The following is a 20,058-nucleotide window of genomic DNA, read 5'->3' as shown; positions in this document are numbered from 1 at the left end:
CCATGTCTGGACTCACGTAATTTTCTTGCTTACCTCATTTCAAATTGAACATTCAAAGAAGATCAAAAGCACCCACGCAACTTGAGTAATTTAGCTTTTTAAATTGTCACAAATATAGTCAAATCGAAGAGATAATAATCCCAGTGTAGATGCAGCAGCGAGCTTCTGACTGCCAAGGATGGCGGGAATGTCATTATTTGTCGGGAACAAATATGACCAAAACATGGATGTTTTGGCAGAGCTTACATGGACGTACTTGTAGCGTCTCGCAGCTGTATCTGCACATAAGCCTGCGGCAGGCAATGGATTAGATAGAAGTAATGGTCTGCTGTAACTGAGCCAATATAAATGAAATATAGAATTGGTGACCTTAAACGTTTTTGTCCCGTTGAGAGTTACAGCCGATAAGCAGTACAGATAAATAACAAGCCCATTGACCTACTTTTGTTAATCGATAAGTGACTGCTGCTGATTACTTCAGATAAGGCATCAATTTCAATGCTCACTTTGCAAATATTTGTGCTCGTTTATCCAATACCACTCTGGTAGAGTGCTTATAAATCAATCGCTTTACTTTAGTAAGGCTTAAATAATAGGTTTATTAAATGTGCATGCGCGTTTGCCAAATAAACGCGCATGCGCACTATACAAATGTTAAATGGGTATTCATATCAAATTTGATTCTAATTTATTTGATATCTGAATAAATTGATTGCATTTAGTTTTATAAAAGTGTCTAATCAACTGGAAGTTAACATATATGTTAACTATACTAATTGAGAACAATATAGAGTGACAGAGAAGCTTAAAGATAAACACGTAGGCACACATTTCACAGTGGAGCATTGCGATAAAGCCTTAGAGAGTTTTGAGAGTGCGTTACTAAGTGTTTCTCCTCATAAAAAGAAGAGAACAGTTAAAAATGCAATCATTCAGCTTATTGAGCGTTTAGCCAATGGCAAGAGAATGTCTAAGGAGAACTTTCCGCAGGAAGGTAATTTACCTGAGGGAAAAGGGAAGTTTAATGCATTTAAGAAAATACCAGTTAGAGCTTATTGTTGGTTATCAACAAAACATCCAAATACGTACTTTATAAGTCATTATACCTATAAAGACCAACAGAAACTCGATAAAAGAGATACTGAAAAAGTACATACGAATTGGAAGAGTAAGGAGAAATAAATATGAGTGCAAAAGATATGTTTTACTCGAAAGGTAAACACTTCAGTAATGCTGATGAAAAAGCGTACGCTAGAGAAGACCTTGTATTCAATGTTACTGAAGATTTATTATTAATGCTTGAAGATCTATCTCTTTCTAAAGCAGAACTTGCGAGAAGGCTTGGGAAATCAAAGTCCTATGTTACGCAGGTGTTAAGTGGGTCTAGGAATATGACTTTAGGTTCGTTCTCAGATATATGTTTCGCTTTAGGTTTCAAACCTGAAATTAAACTACCAGTAGAGCCTGCACAACCAAATCAAACAGGTTGGGTAAAATCAGGCAAACAAACATTTACGAACAAAATTCTGCGTAAAGAAAAAACGCAGAAAGTTTATCTTGCTTATGATGCCGAATGGTCTAAGAAAAAGGTCGCTTGATGACACCTGAAATAAAAAAATGTGCAGATAATCTATTAATTCAGTCTGTCACATTAAAAAACTTATATGTAAACCTTTGTGATGAACTTGATTCGGAAGACTTTGAAGATCGCTACTTGGAAAATTCTCAAGAGCTTAAAGGCTTGAAAATGTATAAAAGTTTAGAAATCGAAGAAGGAAAGTGGCTTTATAAACTATATACAGTAATTGGAATAAGGTTTGTATCCGATGAAGATTTTGAAAATGAAGATACAGGTACTTCAATTGAGCCTCTTCTGGAAATTAGGTCAGAGTTTGTAGCACAATATGAATCACCTTGTGAGTTATCTGAAGATGAAATTAATCAATTTGGAGAGCAACATGTCTTCTATCACGTTTGGCCATATTGGAGAGAAGTACTTCAATCATCTTGTGCCCGTTTAAATATAAATCCAATAACAATCCCTCCATTAAGAGTTTAAACCCATTTAACAAGTTGCTTAAACGGAATAAAAACAGTTGGTTATCGCTTCGCGATTTTAACCAACCATTTTTATCCGCTTAGCAAAGCGTTACCACATATCAGGTCGCCATACTTTCCCTAATGGAAGTTGTTGCTTTCAGAGTTTCAGCTTTAAATTATTTCTGCCCAAAAGTATGTTTGAAAATGATCAAACTTTAATATGGTCGTACACTTCTCTGTCGTATTTTTTGCTATTTCTTCTGACTTAATCGATAGAGTCGGGCAAAGCTGTCGCGACTGCCTCGAGATAACCTTTTTTGTTGCGCCAACAATAATTCTGCCGCCCCGAGAGCATCGACTAATGCGTTATGACTATTATATTCAGGCAAGCCATAACGTTTGCGGGTGCCTGCTAAGGTGAGATCAACATCAGAGTAATGATCTATCGCGGTAGCAAAATGCTTCTCCAAGCATAAAGTATCGAGCCAAAGTAAAGGCAGCGTAGGCAGTTGCCAATACTTTTTGGCGTAGTAGTTAATAAACCCCGATTCAATCACTGAACCGTGAGCCACTAATACCCTGTCGCCCAATTGAGTGAAAAAGTAGTTCATTGCCTCATGCAGTGAAATGCCGTTATCTAACATTTGTGGAGTGATGTGATTGATGACTGCGGATTCAGGTTTTACTTTGTCACAGTTCTTAATATACAGGTGTTGGCAATTGGCTAAGTCAATTTGTTGGTTGTTAATCACTACCCAACCCATACTGAGAATGTCATCATCAACAGGATCGAAGCCCGTGGTTTCGATGTCGAGTACCACGTAGGTTAAGTCTTTGCATAACGCCTTAAGTTCTGGCAGCTCCGCTTTGGTCGGCTTAAGCAGATTTTGCATTGAGCTGTCTTTAATAAGAAAACTTTCACGTTGCCTTTTTAAAACCGACAGAGGATGGAAATAGTCTAAAAGAGCCATTAGATATTTCCAAAGCGCAGTTTAGCGGCATCTTGTTGATCGGCAATGATCCGAAAGGCGTCTTTTAAATGTTTACGCTCGAAGCTACCAAAAGTATCTGGATTAATATGGTTATTAGGAACTTTGCCTTCCTTTAATGCCGTTAGTTGATGGCTGTATCTGAACGACAAAATAAAGCGGTATGCGCCCATAATATTTTTAAAGGCATCATCACTTAATACTCCCGCATCATTAGCCGCTTGGAAACGAGCCTCTGTTTGCAGTGCATCACTGCCAACAGCTAAGGCATAAATCCTTGCTAGATCGATAATTAAGTTAATCGCATATTTTTTGATATTCAGAGTCTTATTATTCTCACCACTTTTTTCTAGCACTAATGAATTAAAGATACCGAGGGGTGGACTGGTATTTGTCGCGTCTTTGACTAAGATCCCCAAGAATTCTGCATTTGCACGAATATGGTTATGCATAGACTCATGTAATTCATGTTCAAACTGCTGATTACCAAATGCAGTTCTAATCTCTAAAAATACACTGATATTGAGTAGGCGTTCGTATTCAGGGTTAGCGACCCACTTTTTATAATATTGCTTCCACATTGATAATGGTTGGCACCACTTTTCAGTGGTTGGCATATAAAAGCCCGTGCAAAGTGGGTAATCACAACGATTAAGCCCTTGAGTGACAAATTCGGCTAAATGTTTGAAGTAAATCCGATCATTGGCAGTAGCGTTATCGGCTAACACGATTGCACTATCTTGATCCGTTAAGCAATGTACTTCGTTGCGGGCATGGGAGCCTGCGACAATCCAGGCAAATTCGCAGGGCGGCTGGCCTAGTTGATCAATCATGATATTGATTAATCGTCGAGTGTAAGCATCGAAAATCATCGCCATTACTTTGCCGATGGTTTCAGGTACCACTTTGCCTTCTACTAAAGCTTCGAAAATGGCTTGGCGCTCTGGGTTTAATTCAGCAAGTTCTTTGACACTGACAGCATACTTAATTTTCTCAATTAGAAAAATGGCCTGCATACGGTGGTTTTGCACTAAGTGTGTCGTAGTTAATAACCCGACGACTTTGTTGTCTTCGACGACAGGAAGATTACGCACGTTGTATTGCATCATTAGTGAGGCAGCTTGCAGAACAAGATCATCGGGTGCGACAGTGAGCGGATTCGATGTCATCACATCTTTAATTGGGTTATCAATTGGGTAGCCTTCCACAATGACGCGTTTGGTCATATCACGGTCGGTAATCAAGCCGACAATTTTGTCATCTTCGTAAATGACAGCGCAGGATGTACGTTTAATCATGCGCATTTCATGGGCGACAGCTTGAATGCTCATATCGGCGGTGACCACAGCAATACGACCACTGGCGACATCTTTTACCTTGCGAATGAACAAGCCTTTTTCTTTATTTGACCAGACAACGTCTAATGCCGAGTTCAAACGTACTTGTGCTTGTGATGCAAAATGTTCTGCGTATTCAGGTGTCTTAGTAAACAAGCTTTGCAGTGCTGAATGAGGGATCAGGTACAGTAAGCAGGGCTCAATGGCGATAGCTTGATAACCTTGGTCGTCATCAACATCAGAATCTAAAAAGGTGAAGCCAAATAAGTCTTCTGATTCTAGACGGGCGCGTAACACACCACTTTTTTTACGTTGCTCCATTGCGCCTGAGCGCACAATATACAAATGCTTTTCTTGATTATCTGAAGATAAATCAACAACTTCACCTTGAGAAACATAAATAATTTTAACCACTTCAGCAAGGTCGCGAACTACGGCTTTAGGCAGTTTATCAAATGGATCGATTTGTCCAATAAATTGGATGACATTAGGAAGTAAAGATTCGTCCATTTTTATACCTTAAATAATGAATAACTCATGATCTTACATAGCTTAAACTCAATTTTATCAAGCTGCATGAAAATTTATGCAGCCTGGACAGTTACGATCATGCCTAGCTATGGAGTATGAGTTACCTTAAGTTCGGTAAAGCCGACTTCAAATATTTGTCCAACATAGTTCGACGACGTCACTATTTGAGGGTATATGCCAGCTTTAAAGTAATATTCTTCACCAAGCCAAGCGGTATCTAAGGTGTATTCTTGGCCATTATTTGCGATCACAGGTTCGCCCCATTTTAACGTTTTTTGAGTTGTAGCGCCTGCAATTGTAGTTGAAAGCGTTACGCCATCAGTATCAAGATGAATCGAGTATTGCCAATCTTCGTACGCTGGGGCTGTGCCTAGTTCGATACTGAAAGGCTGACAAGTATCACAAGTCTCATTATTAGGATTGAACGTGTCATTTAATATGACTCTGACAGGCTTATCCTCGCCCTCCCATAATACTTTTACCAATGCTTGCTTGATATCTTTGCCATGTACTTGGCCAACAATCACTTTTGGTGTCGTCGATGAGATTTGTGGATATTGAATGATGTTCAGCGATGCCATTAATTGATGCTCACCACTAATAGACCAATTTTGATTGCTTGTAGAGCATGCACTTTCAGTATCGTATCGATATAGCTCACGTAATTCAGAGCGCACATACTGGGTATTGGGTGTCGTCGCGCCATCTATGCCTAAATCAAGGTTAAACACCATTTGCTGTGGATTGGTTTCAGTCCAGAAATAAGCGATGTCTGTGTCATTTGAGAAGGTTTGATTATTACTGCATGTCCCAGGTTTTAGTTCTGCAGCACTCGTTCCGCCTGAACCATAAAAGCTGTCTTTGCTCTCAGGAATAGTCAATTTCCACTGCTCAATTGTCCAATTGCAGGTTTCGCACGGAGGCACTTCTGGAGGCACTTCAGGAGGCGTTTCAGGTGGCGTTTCAGGTGAATCAGAAGAACCTGAACAACCTAAAAGAAGTATAAGTAATACATTAGAGATAAATATTCGCATTAACATAACGATAACCTTCCTTATTTGTAAGACAATATATCTTACTTTTTCAAACGAATTTGTGGGAGAAATTTTTAATATTCTAGTCAATTAGCAATCAGCTAATGAGACCATTGTTAATTTTTGTGATTAAAGTTTACCCTGAAAGTCTCATTGTTAAAGGTTTTTTTGCTTTGGTTGCAAAGAATAATCAATTATATACTCCTAATTAGTTAGTTTATGAACAATCTCACAGTTTTTCCTACCAAAAGATTAATAATACAAATAAGCTTGTGTTAAATAATACAAATAGGAAAGGGGAAAGTATGAAAAAGCGTATTATCGCTTCAGCTATTTCTTTGGTATTGCTGGCAGGTTGTGCAGCTACCGAGCCTGCGGTTGATGTTGTGGGGACAGCAACAATCACAGGACCAATGGTTGAGCAAAATAATAAAAGTGCTATTGCTGCGTCATCTTTGCAAAGTGCTGATGCTGCAGCATTAAAAGATAAATTACTCACACTCCAAGATGGCGAAACGCTGGTTATCGATGCTGGAAAATATGCCAACCTTGGCAAGTTCGATATCAAAGCAAACAATGTCACGATTAAAGCTGCGAACCCTGGGGAAGTTTGGTTTACCGGTTTAGTACAGTTTAATCTTCGTGGTGACAATATTACCTTAGACGGTGTGGTATTTACCGATGGAGGCCCAGCAGAAAGAATGGGCGGTGTGGTCTTCCGTGGTGATAATAATACGCTAACTAATTCTACTTTCTACTTCTTCAATGATGACTACCTTTATCAGCCTGACGACAGACGCGCTGAATACCCTAAATATTTGTGGATTTCCTTATACGGTAAACACAACAGCCTAATCAACAATACTTTTGAAGGTAAGCATAAACGCGGCACCTTGATTGGTGTACAAAAGAAAAAAGGCGACACCACCGCTGATCATCACACCATCAAAGGTAATCTTTTTTATAACCAACAGCACAACCAGTTTAATGAGTTCGATAATCCAGATGCTGTACGTTATAACTCAAATAGCTGGGAAGCCATTCGTTTAGGTGACTCTAAGAGCTCAATTTACGCTTCAAAAACCTTAATCGAAGGTAATTTATTTTTGAAGTGTGATGGTGAGACTGAATTAGTTTCATTGAAATCAGGCGGTAACACGCTTAGAGGCAATACTTTTGTTGATAATGCTTCGATGATTTCACTGCGTCACGGTACCGACAATGTAGTAGAAGACAATGTCATTTTAGGTAACAACAAAAAGCAATCTGGTGGTATTCGTTTCTATGATGCAGGTCATACGATTCGCAATAACTACATTGAGCGAGTAATGGGCACTGGTGATGTGCGTGGCGGTATCGCTGTGAACACTGGTATCACTGATGTTGCTGCAGGTGAAACCTTAAATAATGATGTGAAAGGTAAAGAGCTCAATAAACAGGCGACACCTTATAAAGTTAAAATTGAAAACAACACCATTATCGACTCTCGCCAAAACTTCCTTTATTCCACCAAAACTCACCGCGTCAGCCTTTATGACAATGCCAAAGTGAGCACCATTTTTGCGGGTACCGATCTGAGCTTTAAGAACAACCTGTCTTATGCGCAAGGTTCAAGAACTTTGGCTCTCACGGGTAATGAAAGCGTTGCACCTTTGGTGAACCCAACTTACGAAAATGATTTGTACTATGGCCCAGTGGCGGGCATCGAACTGCCATGGGACGGGGTTATTTACCGTAATCCTCAACTACAGCGCGCTGAAAATGGTTTGCTTGAAGCGACTAATTTCGATGGTGGTGCTAAAGGACTGAAAGTACTAACGACTCAAGATACGGGTGCGAGCTATCGCATCAAATAATAAAAAGATGAACGTTAAACTCATTAATGGGGCAGTAAAATGAGAATTAAAAAAATATCGGCTTTAGTGGCCATTGCTTTATCGACAAGTTTAGTAGCAGGTTGTGACTTTTATGATGAACCTCCAGGGGATGGTGGAACAGATCCAGGGCAACCACCCGTTGAAACACCTGATGTAGCCGATGTGGTTGCTTCAAGTTCAGCTGAGTTATTGTCAGCAATTGATACCGCAGAAGCGGGTACTGTTATCGGCTTGAATATCGATGGTAGCTTTGAAAATGTTGGCACTATTGTTATTAATAAAGCCATTACCCTAATTACCTCTGATGCCGATGGCGCAATTGATGATCCTGTAGAAAATGAGCAGGCGATTTTATCTGGCGCGGTTTGTATTGATATTCCTACTGAAGCTGCAGAAATTCTTCGTGGTGGTGAGCAAGCGCGTATTTCAAACTTGGCGTTTGAAAACATCGTCATGGATAGCTGTGGCTTAGGTGAAAGCACCTCTAATTCAATTATTAATATCGGTAAAGTCGGTAAAGATAAAACAGCGGTTATTTTAGATAACCTGTCTTTTGATGGCACTGGCTTCGAAGAATCTACCAGTGATAGTGCTGCTTGGGTTTATTCTCGTGGTTTAGTGAATATTTCAGACAGTGTATTTACCAATAAATCGACTGATGCGCAAAGTATGATTTACCTGAACTGTGGTAGTTCAGCATCTCGAGGCGGTAGTTACGCCAATGATCTTGGCTCTATCATGGCTGGCAATATCTTTGCACTGGCTGAAATCAATGCAAATGATGCGACTAAAGCGGCCACAATCGGTGTGCCTAGCAACTTAGGTCAAGAAAATAAGAATTGTGCTGCGACCTTTACAGGCAATACATTCGAAAAATTTGGCTTTTTAATCAGCGAAACTAGCGATCAATCAACTGCACTTTATGATGTATTTGGTGATACCACTGAATCTGACAATACCTTAACTGATGGTGATACCGACCCAGGTGTTCCACCAGAAGTTCCTGATGTGGTGACAACGGTTGCTGAGTTACATGCAGCAATTGATGCGGCAAGTTCAGGCACTGTTATTAGTTTAGATGTTGCTGGTGACTTTGCTGATGCCGGAACCTTAATTATCAATCAAGCTATTACCTTACAATCAACTGATTCAGAAGGCGTTGTGACTGAGACAGAGCAAGCTATCTTCTCTGGCGCAGTTTGTATTGATATTCCAACAGAAGCAGCTGAAATTTTACGTAACGGTAATCAAGCAAAGATTTCTAACATCGGCTTTGAAAATATCGTGATGAATGACTGTGGTTCGGGTGAAAGCACCTCAACTTCTATTATTAACATCGGTAAAGTGGGTAAAGATAAAACAGCAGTTGCGCTTGAAAACTTAACCTTTGACGGTAGCGGGTTCGAAGAGTCAACGGGTGAGAGTGATGCTTGGGTTTACTCTCGTGGTTTAGTCGATATTTCTGACTCTGAATTTGTCAATAAATCAGCCGATGCGCAAAATATTGTATATCTAAACTGTGGAAGCTCTGCTTCTCGTGGTGGCTCAAACAGTGATCCACGTGGTTCAATCATTTCAGGTAGCACTTTTGGTTTGGGCGCTGATAACACTTCAGGTATGACAATCGCTGCAACCATTGGTGTGCCAAGTAACTTAGGCCAAGAAGATAAAAACTGTGGCGCTGAGTTCACTGACAATACCTTTGATAAATTCAATGCGTTAATCAGCGAAAACAACGATATTGGCACTGCACTTTACGATGTCTTTGGTGATACGACTGAAACCAATAACACGGTAACAGGTGGCGGCACAGATCCTGAGCCGACTTACCCTGAAAATGTTGATGAAGTTAATGCGGCAATTCAAGCTGCAACAGCGGGTAGCACCATTACTTTAGGCGCAAGCTTTGAATATTCAACAGGTGTGATTACCATCGATAGAGCCATCACGTTAACAGGTCAAACTGGCGCGGCTATCTCAGGTAGTGCTTGTATTGATGTGGTTGATGGTGCGGCGGGTGCACAAATCACAAACATCACGTTTAATAATGACGCCATAGCTAAATGTGGCGCGACAGATGATGCCAAAGAAGCAGTCATTAATATTCAAAAAGTCGGTGAGGATGGTATGCCAATCATCTTGGATAACCTTTCATTCGACGCTTCAAATATCACCGAACAAGATCAAATCGAAAATAAAGGAGCTTGGATCCGTTCATACGGTTTCATTAACTTAACGGGCAGTGAATTCCTTTCTCAAAGCCGTAACTTACAAAATGACATGGTCAAGCTGACCTGTAGTTCAAGTAAAGGACGCATGGGTACGCTAGTTGATGGCAATAGTTTCAGCATTATTGGCGATGGTAATAAAGAAACTGCTGCAGTCAAAATTGGTGATTCAAGTGGCGGCGTCATTAAAGATGCTGACAACGAAAATACTTGTGCTGTCACCGTGAGCAACAACACCTTCACTGATTACACCCTAGAAGCGGTTAATGATGTGGGCGAAGGTGTGCGTGATGCTGCTATTTTCGCTCGTTTACCAGCTGAAAGTACCAATGTATTTACTGGTAACACTCACAACTAATTACGCCTTGAATTGTAATTTATTCGATATTGATAAGGCATGTGCGATGCACATGCCGGGTATTTAACTACCTACAGGAAGATATTTTAAGATGAAAAAATCAATTTTAGCCTTGGGCTTATTAAGTATGGTGAGTGGTTCAGCACTAGCGAACAGCACCATTACAATGAAGTGGGAACATAAAGTATTAGATGGCCGTACAGATCGTCCTAAACTTGAGTTTAGCCACAGAATGGATAACGGTTTTAACTTCGGCTTTGAACAAGTATGGCAATATGACCGCAGTAAAACTGAGCTTGAAACAGGTTATGCACCTGATCAATATGAATTTACTGTTAAAACGGGTTATCGTCATCGTTGGGGCGATAAGAATGAACACGAAGTTGGTCCATTGCTGGATTACCAAATCAAAGAAAACGCTAAAAAGCTTCGTCTTGGCGCCTTTTATGGCTACCGCATAACCAAAGATTTTCGAATGAAATTCCGTGCCCGTTACTCTGAGGATTTAGATCGTTTGAGCCTAAGTAGCGGTGTTTATGATGATGCTGTGGGTAAAGAAATGCGTTATGACCTGTGGTTAACGTATACGTGGAATGACTTTAGATTTGTTTATGATGCGATTTACAAAGACAAACTGGATGACAACGTATTTGATAACAACAAAGGCACGGTATGGGAGCATGAATTTAGCGCGGAATACCGTCTGCCAAACGCCCGTGCTCATGCATTCTATGGCAAGTATAAAATTAAGTCTGAACTCCTTAAATCCAGCCATTTAGGCAGTGATTATGAGTGGTATGGTGAACGTGATAATGCCATTGAGTTTGGTTATAAGTTCCGCTTCTAGTTGGTGAGAAATTAGCCGTAAATGATAAACCGATGATGCGTTGGCATTGTCGGTTTTTTTGTTTTTAGTCGTTGTTATTGTTTTGAGGCAACTTTTCAATTTTCAGTTTTCACTTAACGCTAGCGAATATTAATTCTGCAGTGAGTCATTGGGGTAATGGCAGGGAAATTGAAGCTTTTATCTATCACAAAATAAGGAATCAGATTTCTTGGTATTAAAGGTAAAATCACCATGATTCTATAGTGATAATTTGCTATGTTTTAGAAGCCATTTATAAACTGATTAAAATGACATGTTTTCTAACGATTGATCTAGGTTATTCATGTGCTTAAGAATAGCTTCCTGATAATATGCGTAAATAAACCAGAATTAAACTATGTAGCGCCTCTCCTTTATTCTTTTGAACATCGACGCTATTGAGTAAACCATAGGGATTTCAATGAAATCGACCGAGCCAGATTTACATCTAAAATCGCTTATTCAACGAAAGTACAATCGAGCTGTTTTTTATACCTATATTGGCGTTATTGTTATGGCGCTATTATCGGCTTGGATGCTATTTGAACGTCAAAAAACGCAATTAATTAAAGAGCGTGAAGAGCAAGTCTTACGTCATGTACTGCAAATTGATTTACTGCTTGAGTCCAGTATTCGCGCGGTTAAAAGTTTACGTAATGTGGCGGTTGATAACTTACGCCTGGGCGAATTAGTGCGTAAAGATCGTTTGCCTCAGTATGAAAAATTCAATGAAGATGGCCAGTTCTTTACCTTAGAACCTAGCTACGCCATTAGCGGTGAACCTTTTACCAATATGGGGCGGATCACTGGTATGGGCTCGTTAGATGGCCGCAGTGATACCTTCTATCAAGAATTAGAAATGCTGTTTGAACTGTCATTGTCTTTCCCTGTTGCTAAAGAAGCAGCGCCAAAAGCATCATCAATTTACTACATCTCTAAACAACGGATAATGTCTTCATTTCCGTGGTCGACCAATGAGACCCGATTTAGAGAAGAACTGTTAAACAAGAAACAATTCCAACTTGCAACGCCCGCAATGAACCCACAGCGCAGCGTATTCTGGCGCGAAGCGTATGTTGATTTAGCCGATCAAGGACTGTTAACTACATTAGGGTTACCGGTTTATCTTGAAGATGATTTTATCGGTTCAATCAACCTAGATATGACACTGGCATCGCTTGCTAAGCAAATGCGCATGTATTTTAAAATGCCGGGCACGGTGATATTGCTGGATCAATACAACAATATCCTTTCTCACAGTGACTTCGACGCCAATGATATGAACCGTGTTTATCACATTAGTCAGCGGATCCCGTCAGAGTTACACTCGCTACCTGAGTCTGAGCTATTCGATGCCCACGATGGCATATTACGTAATGGTTATTACATCCATTCAGTTGCATTGCAAAATCCACCTTGGCGTTTATTGTATTTACAAGATGAAGATGTGTTATTCCAAGATGCGTGGGATAAGTTAAAGCTGACGTTTTTATTAGTTGTTTTAGCGTTATCAGTATTGGTGACGATAGTGCATTGGCAGACTCGTCGCTCATTCGTTAATCCAGCATCTCGCCTGCTGACCCATTTAGAAGAGTGTTCCCGTGAGCCGATTGCTGCGCCAAAGAAAATTACCGAAGGTTGGGAGCCGTGGTTTTTACTGGTCAGCCGCATTTTTGAAGAAAACAAACAATATACCCGCCACTTAGCTGAGCAGAATAAGCGCCTTGATAATCTCGTTGCGCGGCGTACTCAACGACTGCGTGATACCACAGAGCGTCGAGAACGTGAATTTGCATTACTGCGTTCTTTGATTGACTCAATTCCCGAGGCGATTGTTTATAAAGATAAAGAGGGTAAGTATTTAGGCTGTAATAAGTCAGCTGAATACATGCTTGGCTGTAAAGAAAATGAACTAGTAGGCCAGCTATCACTCGATGCAACTCACGATCAAGGCGCACGTATTCGTGAAGAAGATCAGAAAGTCTTAAGTGATCGCTCGTTGCTGCGTTATCAAGAAAAAGTCGATATCGGCGGCAAGACAGTATTACTCGATACCTTAAAGTTACCTTTCTACAATCGTCGTGGCGAGCTATTAGGGCTTATTTCGGTTTGGCGTGATGTGACCCGTGAGTATGAGTCCGCTGAGCAGTTACGCTTATCTGAAGAGCGTTACCATCTTGCGATGGATGCGGTAGAAGATGGCTTATGGGATTGGTATTTAGATTCAGAGCAGCTGATTTGTAACCCAGCTTTCTATTCAATGCTGGGTTATAAGCCGAATGAATTCCCTGCGCTTATTTCATCAACGGATGCGTTAATTCATCCAGATGATCGCATGCGTGTTGAAGAATACCGCAGTGGCTATGCCAAAAAACCTGAAGGCACCTACGAGATTGAGTATCGGATGCGAGCAAAATCCGGTGAGTACCATTGGGTATTATCACGTGGTCGTGCGGTAGAGTTTGCCGATGACGGTCAATCAAAACGTATGTTGGGTACTCACAAAGATATTACTCGTCAAAAAAGTAATGAGGTGGCCTTGCTTGAAGCGAAGCAAGACGCTGAACTTGCCAATATGTATAAGAGTGAATTCCTGGCTAATATGAGTCATGAAATCCGCACCCCAATGAACGCGATTATCGGTATGTTGCAGCTAGCGCAGCGTACTCAGTTAACACCACAGCAGCAAGATTACCTTAACAAGGCAGGTTTCTCGGCTCAGTCTTTACTGCGGATCATCAATGACATTTTGGATTTCTCCAAGATTGAAGCGGGTAAACTAGAGTTAGAGCGAGTGTCATTCCCGCTTGATAAGGTGCTTGATCACGTCATTGATATGAACGCGCAAAAAGCACAAGAGAAAGGGGTAGAGTTATTACTGTATGCCCCAGTGACCGCAGGCTTAATTCTTAGTGGCGATCCGCTGCGTTTAGGCCAAGTATTGGTTAACTTATTATCTAACGCAGTCAAGTTTACCCAAAATGGCGAAATTGAACTGGGCTGTGAAGATGTCGGTGAGCGCGATCACCGTATCAACCTTAAGTTCTGGGTACGTGATACCGGGATTGGTATTAGCAAAGAGCAACAAGCTAAGTTGTTTGATGCCTTCTCACAAGCCGACGGCTCTACGACTCGTAAATACGGTGGTACAGGCTTAGGCTTATCGATCAGTAAGCACTTAGTGTCGCTGATGGGCGGTACGATGGAAGTGTCATCAGAGCCAAATCAAGGCAGTACCTTTAGTTTCAATATTAGCTTTGAAATTGCCGAAGAGAATGTGGTTGCGCCGTTAGTGGTGCCTGAGCAGTTGAATAACTTAACCACCTTAGTGGTTGATGATAACCCAAGTGCATTGCAAATATACTCAACCGTTATGGATGACTTTAGCTTTGATGTTAAAACAGCGCAAAGCGGCGCTGAAGCCATTGATGTGCTAACCCATAGCTCAGTGGATTTGCTGCTGCTAGATTGGATGATGCCTGAAATGGGCGGCGCTGATGTTATCGATATTATCGATGAGATGGTGGCAGATGGTCGTCTTAAAAAACGTCCAGTCATCATCTTAATGACGGCTTATTCAGCCGAGCCATTAGAAGCTGAATTTGATGAAAGCCGTGTGTTTGCCGTGTTACAAAAGCCATTTAAAGCCTCGGCATTATTTGACGAAATCATCGGTGCATTTGCCGCTGAACCTAAACTCAATGTGGCGCCAGTAGTCGAGGAAGATCCTGAGCAAACTAAAGAAGCCGGTTTAGTACTGTTGGTTGAAGATAACTTTATTAATCAGCAAGTCGCCACAGAGTTATTGAAAAGTGCTGGCTATGAAGTAGTGGTGGCTGATAATGGTCAAATCGCGCTAGATATAATTGATAGTAAGCCATTTGATGCGGTATTGATGGATATTCAAATGCCAGTGATGGATGGTCTCACAGCCGCTCAGGAACTGCGTAAACGTTATACCAGTGAACAAATGCCCATTATTGCCATGACTGCTCATGCAATGTCAGGCGATAGAGAAAAGAGCTTAAAAGCGGGTATGAATGCCCATATTACCAAACCTATCGTCTTGAATGAGTTATTTGATTCGCTTGAGCATTGGATAGATTATAAGAATAGCCATAAGTGATAAGTGATAAGTGCTAAGCCAGATTTAAATCTGGCTTAGCACAGTTGTTTGTATTAACTTGCTTAAAGTTTGAGTTGTTTATTTGTTTGTAGACCCTGTTTATTCGATTTGGAGATAGTTTAATGATCCGCCACAGCATCGCACTTTCATTGGCATTAACCGCCATTCCCATCATGACGTATGCGGCGACACCTGCGCAAACCGTGATTAAGCAAAGTGAGAAAGCTTCTGGGTTTATTAATTTCTATTACCAAAACAAATCAGGAGAGCTATTTTTAGAGGCCCAAAAGTTAAATCAACCCTTTTTGATGATAACTAGCTTGCCCCACGGCGTTGGCTCTAATGATATCGGGCTAGATCGTGGCCAATTAGGTGAAACCAGAATGGTGCAGTTTGAGCGCCAAGGTCCTTTCATATTATTAAAGCAATTAAACACTTTTTATCGTGCCAGCAGTGACAATCCTGCGGAGCAATTAGCGGTTAAAGAAGCTTTTGCTGAATCAGTGTTATGGCGCGGCAAAGTCTTAGATGGCAAAACGCCATTAGTGTCGGTGAATGATTTAGTCCTTAATGATCTTCACGGCGTCGGGCAGCGTTTTGCTGATACTAAGCAAGGTCATTACAGTTTAGATACCTCGCGTTCGGTCATTATGGAAGAGGGGATAAAGTCCTTTGAAAAGAATGCCGATGTGGACGTTTTATTAACCTTCACTAGCAACAAAGAAGGCGAGCAAGTCAGGCAAGTAACCCCTGATGGCAAGTTTGTTTCGGTAAGAATGCGCTATTCATTTGTGGCGCTACCAGAGGAAGGTTATCAACCTCGCGAATATCAACCTATGAGTGGGTATTTGTCAGGTGAATATTATGATTACTCTGCAGCAATAGATTCTCCGCTCAGTAAGCGTTATTTACTCAGACATCGTTTAGAAAAAGTCACTCCAGGTATAGCGCCCAGTGAAGTCATCAAGCCTATTACCTATTATCTAGACCCTGGTGTGCCAGAGCCTATCCGCACTGCACTGTTAGATGGTGCTCGCTGGTGGGAAGAAGCCTTTACTGAAGCAGGTTTTATTGATGGCTTTAAAGTCGAAATGCTGCCTGAAGATGCTGACCCACAAGATATTCGCTATAACATGATCCAGTGGGTACATAGAGCGACGCGCGGTTGGTCATATGGCGCATCAATCAAAGATCCTCGCACCGGTGAAATCATTAAAGGCCATGTGACTCTAGGCAGTTTGCGGGTTAAACAAGATCACTTAATTGCGCGTGGTTTAACAGCTGGCTGGGAAGACAGAGAAGCGGCAAGTGATGCATCTATGGCATTAGCACTAGCCCGTATTCGTCAGCTGTCGGCACATGAAATTGGCCACACAATTGGCCTTGACCATAACTTTGCCGCATCGACCAATGACAATGCATCTGTGATGGATTATCCACACCCTAATGCCACACTTAACGGTGATAAAATTGATATCTCAGCGTCATATGCTGAGGGTATAGGCGCATGGGATAAGTTCACTATTGCCTATGGTTACGGCAATGAAGCGAACATGGAAGAGTTGGTCAGACAAGCCAGAACCCAAGGCCTACGCTATATTGGCGAAGCTGATTCCCGTTCACCTTCAGCCAGTCACGCTTATGCAAGTTTATGGGACACCGGAGCTTCGGCTGCGGCTGAATTAACCCGATTAGAGCAAGTTCGTCGCACAGCCATTGAGCAATTTAATGCTCAAGTTTTACTGCAAGAACAGCCATTAGGTGAGCTGAGTGATGCATTTGTGCCTATCTATTTACTGACGCGTTACCAGATAGATGCCGCGGCTAAATGGATTGGTGGTAGTGATTACAGTTACCAGCAGCAAGGTTCAGCTGAACGTTGGCATTACCTTTCGCCAAAGTTGCAGCATGCCGCTTTATCTTCACTGTTAGAGGTGATTTCGGCGCAGAGTTTATCAGTTCCACAAGAAGTGACAGAAATGCTAGTGCCGAAAGCGGGTAACTATCGAAAAACGCGAGAAAGCTTTGATTCTGGTATTGGTGTATTAACAGATCCAATAGGCATGGCAGAAGTACTGAGCCGCCAAATTGCAAATAGGTTACTAGCACCTGAACGACTAAATAGAGTAAATCAAGGCTATATGGATGATTCAGAACAGTTATCTGTAGTGAGTTTAGTGGATAAACTATTGGCGAAAACGGTTTATCAAGATCTGCAGCGCGGTCAGTTATTGGCGGTGCAAATGCGAGTCAATACAGTGGTTATGGATGAATTGTTAGCCAGTTACCATAATGAGAAAACCTCGCCGGAAGTAAAAGCTCAATTACTTGCAAGGCTGCATTATGTTGAGAAACAACTCAAACGCCGTAGTAACCGTGCGAGCAACTATCAAGCTGCGCATTTTGATTGGCTGTTACAAGGCTTAGCTCAAGGGATAGAGTCGAAAGAATATCGCTTTATTACTAAGCCACTAAAAATGCCGCCTGGTTCACCTATTTAAAGGGTTTCACTGATGCGATAGTAAAAAGCCTCATTACGAAATGAGGCTTTTTTGTGTGAGGTGCCGTTCGAAGCGGGTTAGCTTTGCGCTTGCTTAGGATTCTTGGGGTAAAAATGATCGCTTTTTTGATCGATATGCGAAAATTGTCGGGTGTTTTTATAGGGCAGCTTCATAAAACCTGACACACCATGACCTTGTATTTTGCTAGCATGATGGAGAATTCGATCTAATGAAGCCCTAAATGCAGCTTGTTTACGAGGATTGAGTAAACGTAAATAACTGTGCACTTTAAGGTGATTAGGTAGCGCTTCAAAAATAATACAACCAGTGTGATGAATTTGGTTAATCCAGCCAAGCTCGGTCATGATCTCAGTGGGCAATTCAAGATTTTCTTCAGGATCTTTACCGTCTTCAAAGTAGGAGTGTAATCGAGAACGTCCTTCAGATGCGGGGACATCACCCACTTCAAAACTAAGTTGGGCATCATTGATCATCTTATAAGGCTCAGAAGGCGTGTCCCTCTCAAGATGTAAGGTGTCTTTTGCATTAAAAAAACAGGCCTTAAATACCCCGATCCGTTTTATTCCACGGGCTAAAGTGACCATATTATTGACTGCTTTTATGAGCACATCTTTGGTATCAGGGTCGTATATGGCCAGATTTGAATCAATGTACACGCCGCTTTTACGCCAGTGAATAGCAAGACCGCCAACAATTGGATATTGCGCCAGTTTACCCACTGCAGCTACGAAGCCTTTTTCAGTGTCTCCCATGCCAGCTAAAAAGTTTCGATAGTACTTTTCCAGCTGTACGTCGTCCATTTTAGCAATAGGATCTTGGGTGTTATGTTCTTTTAAAAATGATTTTCGAGAGCTATAACTCACGGTTTCAACTTGTTTCTGTTTGGGTAATACCCACAGCGGTATGTCTTCATGCAGCGGCTGGGTTTGCAAATCAGGTAGGTGCATTCGATGATTATGGCGCATGCTCTTAAGGAAATAATCTCCAGCAAGGTTTTGCCGTTCAACATCATCACTTAGCATGCCATCTAATGTTCGGGCAAGCTCAATGGGCAGACCTAAGCTGCTTGCTGGTATCACTTTACTGCCGAAACGGCTAATTTGTCCTGAGGCTAACGCGTATAAGGTTGCGGCTACACCTTGCTCGTCAAAGCGTGGGCTTGAGAGCGCACCATTTAGCTGCTCGGAGCCAATAAAATAGACATCGCCCATTCTGGCATTGGTATGGTGTTGATCGCTGGACATTAACGACATGACATTATCTTCAACCGCTTTGTTGTGTTCATCTCGCTGAGCGAACACTGCCGATCCCCAGTCGATTAACGACAAATGATCGTTTTTAATATCGTAAACTAAGTTAGAGGGTTTTATATCGCCATGGACAAGACATTTACCGGTGCGAAGATAATAAAGTAAGTTAGCTAATTGGCGGGCAATACTGATAATCATCGCTACAGGCAGTACGCCTAATCGGTGGCAAATTTTATCTAAATCTTCCCCTTGAGCACGCTCCATTACCATGATCCCTTGCTTGCCAACACGTTCAAACTTGATGGCATTAGGAACGTTTGGGTGAACTAACTGGCTGAGCATAAACGCTTCTTCTTCCAGTCGGTCTTGAACGCTTCGGGGGAGGGTAATACGTGAAAATTTAAACACGTGGGATTCACCAATATCATTGGTGCCAGCAAACACAAAGCCATAGGCGCCTTTACCGATGAACTCGATATCCGCATAACCCAGTTTACTCAGCTGCTGGTTACATAGTCTTATCCAAGCGCGATGTTTACGTGCATCTTCAGCTTTTAATAAATAGACAGATTGTTCTTCATTGATATAAAAGTGTTGTAGCTGAGGTGTCTGCACTTTGTACTCCAGTTAGCTAACCCATTGGCTTAATGTGTTAGAAACACTATAAACTCATATTTAGATTTATCAGGCAAGTGCTGATGGGAATTTTTATGTTTAAGAATTCATAAAATGCTAAAAGTGCGGCAGGATCAATTATTGTCGGCGCTATTTAAGTATTTATATTAGCAATTCAGAGTAAAGCTACCTATCTCAAATAAACGGTGTTGTAAACTTTGACTTGAATCAAGTTGTTTTTGGTCATAGACAGGTACTATTTAACTGAATCAACGGATTCGGTTTA

12 protein-coding genes are annotated in these 20,058 nt (G+C 41.4%); 8 read left to right on the top strand and 4 right to left on the bottom strand.

Annotated elements, in window-relative coordinates; translation table 11 throughout:
* Positions 1–792 precede the first annotated feature (792 nt).
* The 3 genes from BCU84_RS03000 to BCU84_RS02990 are packed head-to-tail and all read left to right on the top strand — an operon-like array spanning position 793 to position 2,059.
* Complete coding sequence (locus tag BCU84_RS03000) at positions 793–1,182, top strand: hypothetical protein (protein WP_102526617.1); 390 nt, start codon at positions 793–795, stop codon at positions 1,180–1,182.
* A 2-nt stretch (positions 1,183–1,184) separates the two neighbouring features.
* Positions 1,185–1,598 carry a helix-turn-helix transcriptional regulator gene (locus BCU84_RS02995; RefSeq protein ID WP_102526616.1) on the top strand — a complete coding sequence of 138 codons (414 nt, stop codon included), beginning with the start codon at positions 1,185–1,187 and terminating at the stop codon, positions 1,596–1,598.
* On the top strand, positions 1,598–2,059 hold the full coding sequence (locus BCU84_RS02990) for a hypothetical protein (RefSeq protein ID WP_102526615.1): 462 nt from the start codon (positions 1,598–1,600) through the stop codon (positions 2,057–2,059). Before BCU84_RS02995 ends, BCU84_RS02990 begins: the two co-directional genes overlap by 1 nt.
* Before the next feature lie 232 nt (positions 2,060–2,291).
* On the opposite strand, the gene BCU84_RS02985 is transcribed toward BCU84_RS02990, so the two are convergent.
* The 3 genes from BCU84_RS02985 to BCU84_RS02975 all read right to left on the bottom strand — a co-directional run bounded on the left by BCU84_RS02985 (position 2,292) and on the right by BCU84_RS02975 (position 5,937).
* Entirely contained in the window at positions 2,292–3,011 is a 720-nt protein-coding gene (locus tag BCU84_RS02985; RefSeq protein ID WP_102526614.1) for a 3'-5' exonuclease, read from the bottom strand.
* Positions 3,011–4,876, bottom strand: coding sequence for a putative nucleotidyltransferase substrate binding domain-containing protein (locus BCU84_RS02980; RefSeq protein WP_102526613.1), 1,866 nt, complete (start codon positions 4,874–4,876; stop codon positions 3,011–3,013). Before BCU84_RS02980 ends, BCU84_RS02985 begins: the two co-directional genes overlap by 1 nt.
* 107 nt (positions 4,877–4,983) lie before the next feature.
* Entirely contained in the window at positions 4,984–5,937 is a 954-nt protein-coding gene (locus BCU84_RS02975) for a polysaccharide lyase family 7 protein (protein WP_102526612.1), read from the bottom strand.
* A gap of 299 nt (positions 5,938–6,236) precedes the next feature.
* Here BCU84_RS02975 and BCU84_RS02970 point away from each other — a divergent pair, with 299 nt between their 5' ends.
* The 5 genes from BCU84_RS02970 (at position 6,237) to BCU84_RS02950 (ending at position 17,886) form a co-directional block, all read left to right on the top strand.
* Complete coding sequence (locus BCU84_RS02970) at positions 6,237–7,787, top strand: polysaccharide lyase 6 family protein (protein ID WP_102526611.1); 1,551 nt, start codon at positions 6,237–6,239, stop codon at positions 7,785–7,787.
* 39 nt (positions 7,788–7,826) lie between these two features.
* The gene (locus tag BCU84_RS02965; protein ID WP_102526610.1) at positions 7,827–10,394 is read left to right on the top strand and encodes a hypothetical protein; all 2,568 of its coding nucleotides are present in this window, start codon (positions 7,827–7,829) and stop codon (positions 10,392–10,394) included.
* Positions 10,395–10,485: 91 nt separating this feature from the next.
* The gene (locus BCU84_RS02960; protein ID WP_102526609.1) at positions 10,486–11,241 is read left to right on the top strand and encodes an oligogalacturonate-specific porin KdgM family protein; all 756 of its coding nucleotides are present in this window, start codon (positions 10,486–10,488) and stop codon (positions 11,239–11,241) included.
* A gap of 439 nt (positions 11,242–11,680) precedes the next feature.
* On the top strand, positions 11,681–15,385 hold the full coding sequence (locus tag BCU84_RS02955; RefSeq protein ID WP_102526608.1) for a response regulator: 3,705 nt from the start codon (positions 11,681–11,683) through the stop codon (positions 15,383–15,385).
* Between the two features lie 122 nt (positions 15,386–15,507).
* Entirely contained in the window at positions 15,508–17,886 is a 2,379-nt protein-coding gene (locus BCU84_RS02950; protein WP_102526607.1) for a zinc-dependent metalloprotease, read from the top strand.
* A 77-nt stretch (positions 17,887–17,963) separates the two neighbouring features.
* Here BCU84_RS02950 and BCU84_RS02945 read toward each other — a convergent pair whose 3' ends face one another.
* Complete coding sequence (locus BCU84_RS02945) at positions 17,964–19,772, bottom strand: protein kinase (RefSeq protein WP_102526606.1); 1,809 nt, start codon at positions 19,770–19,772, stop codon at positions 17,964–17,966.
* Positions 19,773–20,058: the final 286 nt, after the last annotated feature.

It is taken from the genome of Shewanella sp. 10N.286.51.B7 (assembly GCF_002873615.1).
In the GTDB taxonomy this organism is placed as follows: Bacteria; Pseudomonadota; Gammaproteobacteria; order Enterobacterales; family Shewanellaceae; genus Shewanella; species Shewanella electrodiphila.
The sequence above is the reverse complement of the archived record's forward strand: the minus strand, read 5'-3'. Positions and strand labels throughout refer to the sequence as shown.

What these genes read in the sequence shown, in the direction of transcription:
- BCU84_RS02975 (WP_102526612.1), bottom strand. Translation starts at nt 5,937, where the DNA reads ATGTTAATGCGAATATTTATCTCTAATGTATTACTTATACTTCTTTTA.
- BCU84_RS02985 (WP_102526614.1), bottom strand. Translation starts at nt 3,011, where the DNA reads ATGGCTCTTTTAGACTATTTCCATCCTCTGTCGGTTTTAAAAAGGCAA.
- BCU84_RS02950 (WP_102526607.1), top strand. Translation starts at nt 15,508, where the DNA reads ATGATCCGCCACAGCATCGCACTTTCATTGGCATTAACCGCCATTCCC.
- BCU84_RS02980 (WP_102526613.1), bottom strand. Translation starts at nt 4,876, where the DNA reads ATGGACGAATCTTTACTTCCTAATGTCATCCAATTTATTGGACAAATC.
- BCU84_RS02960 (WP_102526609.1), top strand. Translation starts at nt 10,486, where the DNA reads ATGAAAAAATCAATTTTAGCCTTGGGCTTATTAAGTATGGTGAGTGGT.
- BCU84_RS02995 (WP_102526616.1), top strand. Translation starts at nt 1,185, where the DNA reads ATGAGTGCAAAAGATATGTTTTACTCGAAAGGTAAACACTTCAGTAAT.
- BCU84_RS02965 (WP_102526610.1), top strand. Translation starts at nt 7,827, where the DNA reads ATGAGAATTAAAAAAATATCGGCTTTAGTGGCCATTGCTTTATCGACA.
- BCU84_RS02990 (WP_102526615.1), top strand. Translation starts at nt 1,598, where the DNA reads ATGACACCTGAAATAAAAAAATGTGCAGATAATCTATTAATTCAGTCT.
- BCU84_RS02970 (WP_102526611.1), top strand. Translation starts at nt 6,237, where the DNA reads ATGAAAAAGCGTATTATCGCTTCAGCTATTTCTTTGGTATTGCTGGCA.
- BCU84_RS02955 (WP_102526608.1), top strand. Translation starts at nt 11,681, where the DNA reads ATGAAATCGACCGAGCCAGATTTACATCTAAAATCGCTTATTCAACGA.